This window comes from Pseudomonadota bacterium (assembly GCA_039815145.1).
In the GTDB taxonomy this organism is placed as follows: Bacteria; Pseudomonadota; Gammaproteobacteria; order Steroidobacterales; family JBCBZW01; genus JBCBZW01.
Map to the genome: position 1 here is coordinate 1 of JBCBZW010000228.1, position 4679 is coordinate 4679.

Annotated in this window: 4 protein-coding genes; all 4 read right to left on the reverse strand. The window is 66.4% G+C overall.

All coding sequences use genetic code 11. The features are described from left to right. Positions 1–214: 214 nt before the first annotated feature. Positions 215–2578, reverse strand: a complete 2364-nt coding sequence (locus tag AAF184_24785) for a serine/threonine-protein kinase (GenBank protein MEO0425574.1) — start codon at positions 2576–2578, stop codon at positions 215–217. A 58-nt stretch (positions 2579–2636) separates the two neighbouring features. Beyond that, positions 2637–3176, reverse strand: a complete 540-nt coding sequence (locus AAF184_24790) for an ECF-type sigma factor (GenBank protein MEO0425575.1) — start codon at positions 3174–3176, stop codon at positions 2637–2639. Between the two features lie 299 nt (positions 3177–3475). Continuing rightward, positions 3476–4294 (reverse strand): hypothetical protein, encoded by an 819-nt coding sequence (locus tag AAF184_24795; GenBank protein MEO0425576.1) that lies wholly within the window; start codon positions 4292–4294, stop codon positions 3476–3478. A 148-nt stretch (positions 4295–4442) separates the two neighbouring features. Then, positions 4443–4679 (reverse strand): fumarate hydratase C-terminal domain-containing protein (locus AAF184_24800; GenBank protein ID MEO0425577.1); only part of this gene is annotated, 237 nt, incomplete at its 5' end.

Below are 4679 nucleotides of genomic sequence, written 5' to 3' on the forward strand. Positions count from 1 at the left end.
ACGGCGTCGGCGGACTTTGAGCGCGCCGCGAGCCTGGAGAGCGGTGTGTCCGCACCGGCCATCAACCTGGCTCTGCTCTCCCTTGACAGCGTCGCTTCGGTGGTTCGCTGAGCCGAGGTTTCGCGCGCTGATCGGTGCGGCGAGTGCATACACGGCCTCTGTCCGCGCAGGGGCCGTGTTATTCGTCGTCGTGTTCACCGAGGGCTGGCGCGGCCTAGGATGCCAGTATGTCAGGCATGCCGAGTTCGAGTAGCTTTCCATAGAAGAAGGCGTTGCGCAGATCCGACATGCCATCGCGGGTCAATGCCTCGCGTGCATACTGACTAATCGTGTCAATAGGTTTGCCGCTTTGAAGGTCACGATACAGCTCCAGCATCACCATGCGCTGGCGCGCCACTGAATCGGGCGCCTGGGTCGCGAGCTGGGTCTCAGCCTGTGCCAGGTAGGCCTCGCTGGAAACGTCGTCTCCCATCTCCATCGCTTGCCACGCTCGCCACAGGTGGATCTCCCAGCTTCCTTCGGTCGGCTCGCCGCCGTAGCGCGCGAGCAGGGCGGTAGCTTGATCCAGATGTATTTCCGCCTCACCAGCGGCGCCTCCTTCGATGAGCGCCGCCGCCAACATGCGGTGGACGCGGCCAATGTAGACGTTCTCCCCCGAGAGGGCCACGTCCTCGAGGAGCACACGCTGTAGGCGCTGCGCGGCGATCTCATGCTGGCCGAGATGAAACAGCTCCACGCGCGCCGCGTTGTGACGCACGACGAAGCGTCCCGTGACTGCGGTCTCCGGATGGGCTGTGTAAATCGCGAGGATGTCCTTCAGGTACTTAAGCGAGCGTTCGTAGTCTCTGCTGTAAAAGAGGAGGCTGGATAGGCCACCGAGCGCCTGGATCTCCTCCTCGGGGTTGACCTCGGACTGGGCACGATCACGCCGTTCCAACAGGATGCCCGTGGCGTACTCGACATCCTCGGCCTGCCCCGTGGCCACGGCGAGTCTCGCCCCGATGTCGGCGCGATCGGAGAGCTCACGTTTGAGCCCGACGTTGCTCGTCTCGGCGACCTTGTGGGCGTCCACGATCTCGCGCAGCAAAGGCGCCGCCCGTTGCCAGTCTCCGCTGTCGAACACCGAGAGGGCGAGTAACTCCTTGCCGGCGAGCCTCGCCTCCTCAGGGCCGTACTCGGCATCGATCCAGTCACCGAGCACCTGTTGAGCGTTGACCAGGTCGCGGCGCAGGTACAACAGGCGCCCGATCGCGTAGCTCATGGAGGCGGAGCTGATGGGGTCGAGGTTGCGACCCTCGTGGGCATCGCGCCAGCGGCTGAGCATCTGCTCGGTGAGCTCAGCATCGTTGTCGCCGCTGAAGTTCTCGAGGATTAAGTTCGAGTATGCGACGTTGCCCATGGTGAGGAAGCGCGCGAGGGCGAGCTGCTGTTGGGACTGGAGCAGGGCGATGCGCGTCTGTTCCGCTTCCGCGCGCGCGTCGAGGGCGAACTTCAGGCTGGCGACCGTGCCTACGATGATCGCTAGCACCGCCGTCAGCGCGAGGGCGCTGGCGAGCGGGGCAGCGCGCACGCGCTTTTTGGCGCGGTAGAGCGCCCCGCCCTCGTAGGCCGCGACGGGCCGGGAGTCGAGGTAGGCGGTCACGTCCGCGGCGAGGGTGGCGGCGGACGGGTAGCGCTCGCCAGGCTCGAAGGCCAATGCCCGCGTCACGATGGCCGCCAACTCCGGATTGTCGATGAGGCGACTCACGTCGCTGCCGCCATCGCTTCGACGCTGAGGGGGAACGCCCGCGAGCAGGGCATGGAGTACCGCGCCGAGGCCGTAGATGTCGGTGGCGACGGACACGGGTTGGCCGAGCAGTTGCTCCGGTGCCGCGTAGGCGAAGGTGATCGGACCGTGGTCGCTCACCTCATCGGTGTCGAGCATGGCGGCGATGCCGAAGTCGATCAGGCGCACCGCCCCCTGGCTGTCCACCAACACGTTCTGGGGCTTGAGATCCCGGTGCAGGATGAGCTTGCTGTGCGCATGGCTGACGGCGTTGCAGAGTTGGACGAAGAGCCCCAGCGTGTCCGCCCGGGTGAGCCCCTCGACGTGTCGGTCGATCGGTGAGCCGTCGACGAATTCCATGGCCATGAACGCGAGACCGTCCGCCATGGCTCCGCCATCGATGATGCGACTGACGCCCGGGTGGTCGAGGCGCGCCAGTCGCTGGCGCTCGCGTTCGAAGCGGGCGGCGAGATCGGCCTCGGCGCTGCGCAACACCTTGACGGCCACGGTCTGCTCGTAGAGGCCATCGGCCCGCTCGGCCTGATACACCTCCCCCATGCCACCGGCGCCGAGTAGGGTGGTGATGCGCCAGACGCCGACCATCGCCCCGGGGGCCAAGGCGGGTACCAGGGGGGTGCCGGGCGTGTGGGTGGACATGAACGAGGTGGCGAGCGCGCGGCGTTCAACGTAACGCCGTATCTCCGCGCCCTCTAGCGTGTCGTCTTCCCCAAGGGCGTTGACGAACTCGGCGTGGTCGGCGCCACTCAGCGATTCATATAGCTGCGTCTGGGCAGCTACGCGTTCCCAGTCCATGTCCTTTCGCTCCCATCCCTGCACGAGCAGCTCTTGGCGCCAGGCGCGAAGGTCCTGCCTACGACACCCCTAGCTGATCGGCCAACCACTTCTTGGCGTCGCCCCATTCCCGGCGCACGGTGCGCGCGGAGAGGTCGAGGGCGCTCGCGCACTCGGCTTCCGTGAGCCCTGCGAAGTAGCGCGCGTCGATCACCTGTACCCAACGAGGATGTTCCGCCTCGAGCGCGTCGATCGCTTGCCCGATGGCCACCAGTTGTTCCGGTGTTTCGCCGTAGTCGAGGAGGATGTCTTCGCTATCCTCCACCCGCACGTGGCTGGCGCCGCTGCCGCGCTTGGCGGTGAGTTTCTCGCGCGCACGATCGATGATGACATGGCGAATCGCCAGGTTGGTGGCGCGCACGAAGTGCTGTCGGGAGTTCCAGTTCTGGCTTATGTCCAGGCGGGTGAGGGCGCTGTGCAGCAGGTCGCTCGTTTGCATCGTGTCCCCCAGGCGAGCGCGTCTGCGCTGCTGGCGGGCGATACCCAGGAGCAGATCGTAGTTCTCGGCCAGCAGGTCCTCAGCGGCCTTGCGGTCGGTCTGTGAGTGGCTCTCGTTCACGGGGGGGTGGCCACCTGGCGGCTCTCTTGCCGCTTCGACTGTTTGAAGCGTGTGCTACGAGCATGCCACTTCTTCGGGCGCCGCTTCTAGCGCGAGGGCGGTGGCGTCGTTGCCCTCACATCTAAGTTGTCGAAGACGCGACACGGGTGGGTCGTACCGACCGAGGGGTATCTCGATGCGTACTCGCGCGTCCAGCGGGGTGGGGGAGCGAAGATCTGCGTTCGGTGTCGCGACGGCCGGGGTGAGATCGGCCTAGGGCGCGTGCCACGCCCGGTGAGGCGTGACACGCGTGAGGGGAGCTAGTTCTCGACGCCGGGGAAACGACCGAGCCCGTCGCCACCGTCGAAGGTGAGGGTGTTGCGAATGTTCTGCTTGATAGGCACCTCGGCGGGGTTCGCCGTGAGGTTGAAGGCGGCGACCACCGTCGCGACGCCCGTGCCCCAGGGGCTATCGGTAATCTCGCAGGTCGAACTCATGAGCCCGTGAATGTCGGGCGGCGGCAGGGGGCCTGCGGTCTTGTAGGTGATCTTGATGAACTCGTCGAGCTCCTCGATCTCCGGTCCATTCTCACCCGGCACCAATCGGCTCTTCTGGATCCAGTAGCGGCCGACGGGGAACGCCGTACCGGCCGGGGCGACGACGCCCTCGAACTCACCACCGAGCACCATCTCCTGGGTGGTGATGGCCATGAACGCCTGGTCGTGCACCTCCCAACCCAGACGATGGACACGCTCGCCGCTCACGTAGCGGGCGCGGTAATTCACCCGTGGATCCGCGTAGATGTCGCGCCAGGTGAGGGCGCCGTTGCCGACCAGGGTATCGACATCGAGGCCGAAGCGGTCCCGCAGCACATCCTTGGCCTCCTGCTCCAGCACGGCCACCTCGTCGGCAGGCACGCCGGCAATCTCGCTCCAGAAGTACTCCCCATCGCACTGGGAGATCGCGCAACCGGGGATCTCCGGATGCGGTTCGGTCATGAGGTACTCGCCATCGGCCATGTAGAGGATGACGGCGTCGAAGCCGGCGGACGGTGGATTCGGCGGCAGAGGCTCAGCCAGGCTGGCCTGCGCGAGGAGGGTCGTGGCGGCGATGGCGACCAGGGTCTTCTTGCGGTTCATCAGTCAACTCCCGAGGGTGGGGCGGCCAGCGAAGTGCTGGCCGTTGACTGTTCATGCGCGTTTGGTCGGCGGTAGGGCTCACGTCCGGCGCAATTCGATCGGGACGGCGTGGCAGGGCGATCGCTTCGAGCGCAGAGGGCCCGCTAGCTCACTGCCTGACGGGGATCTTCGCGGAGATCTTGGCCGACCACTCCTCAGGACCACTGCGGTGCACCGAGTCGCCTCGCGAATCCACCGCCACGGTCACGGGCATGTCCCGCACATCGAACTCCGCCACGGCCTCCATGCCCATCTCAGGGAACGCCAGCACGCGGGATCCGACGATGGCCTTGGACACGAGGTAGGCCGCGCCGCCGACGGCGATCAGGGACACGGCCTGGTGGTC

Bases quoted from the DNA above. Each gene is read 5' to 3' on its own strand.
- AAF184_24785 (MEO0425574.1), bottom strand. From the start codon at position 2,578: ATGGACTGGGAACGCGTAGCTGCCCAGACGCAGCTATATGAATCGCTG.
- AAF184_24795 (MEO0425576.1), bottom strand. From the start codon at position 4,294: ATGAACCGCAAGAAGACCCTGGTCGCCATCGCCGCCACGACCCTCCTC.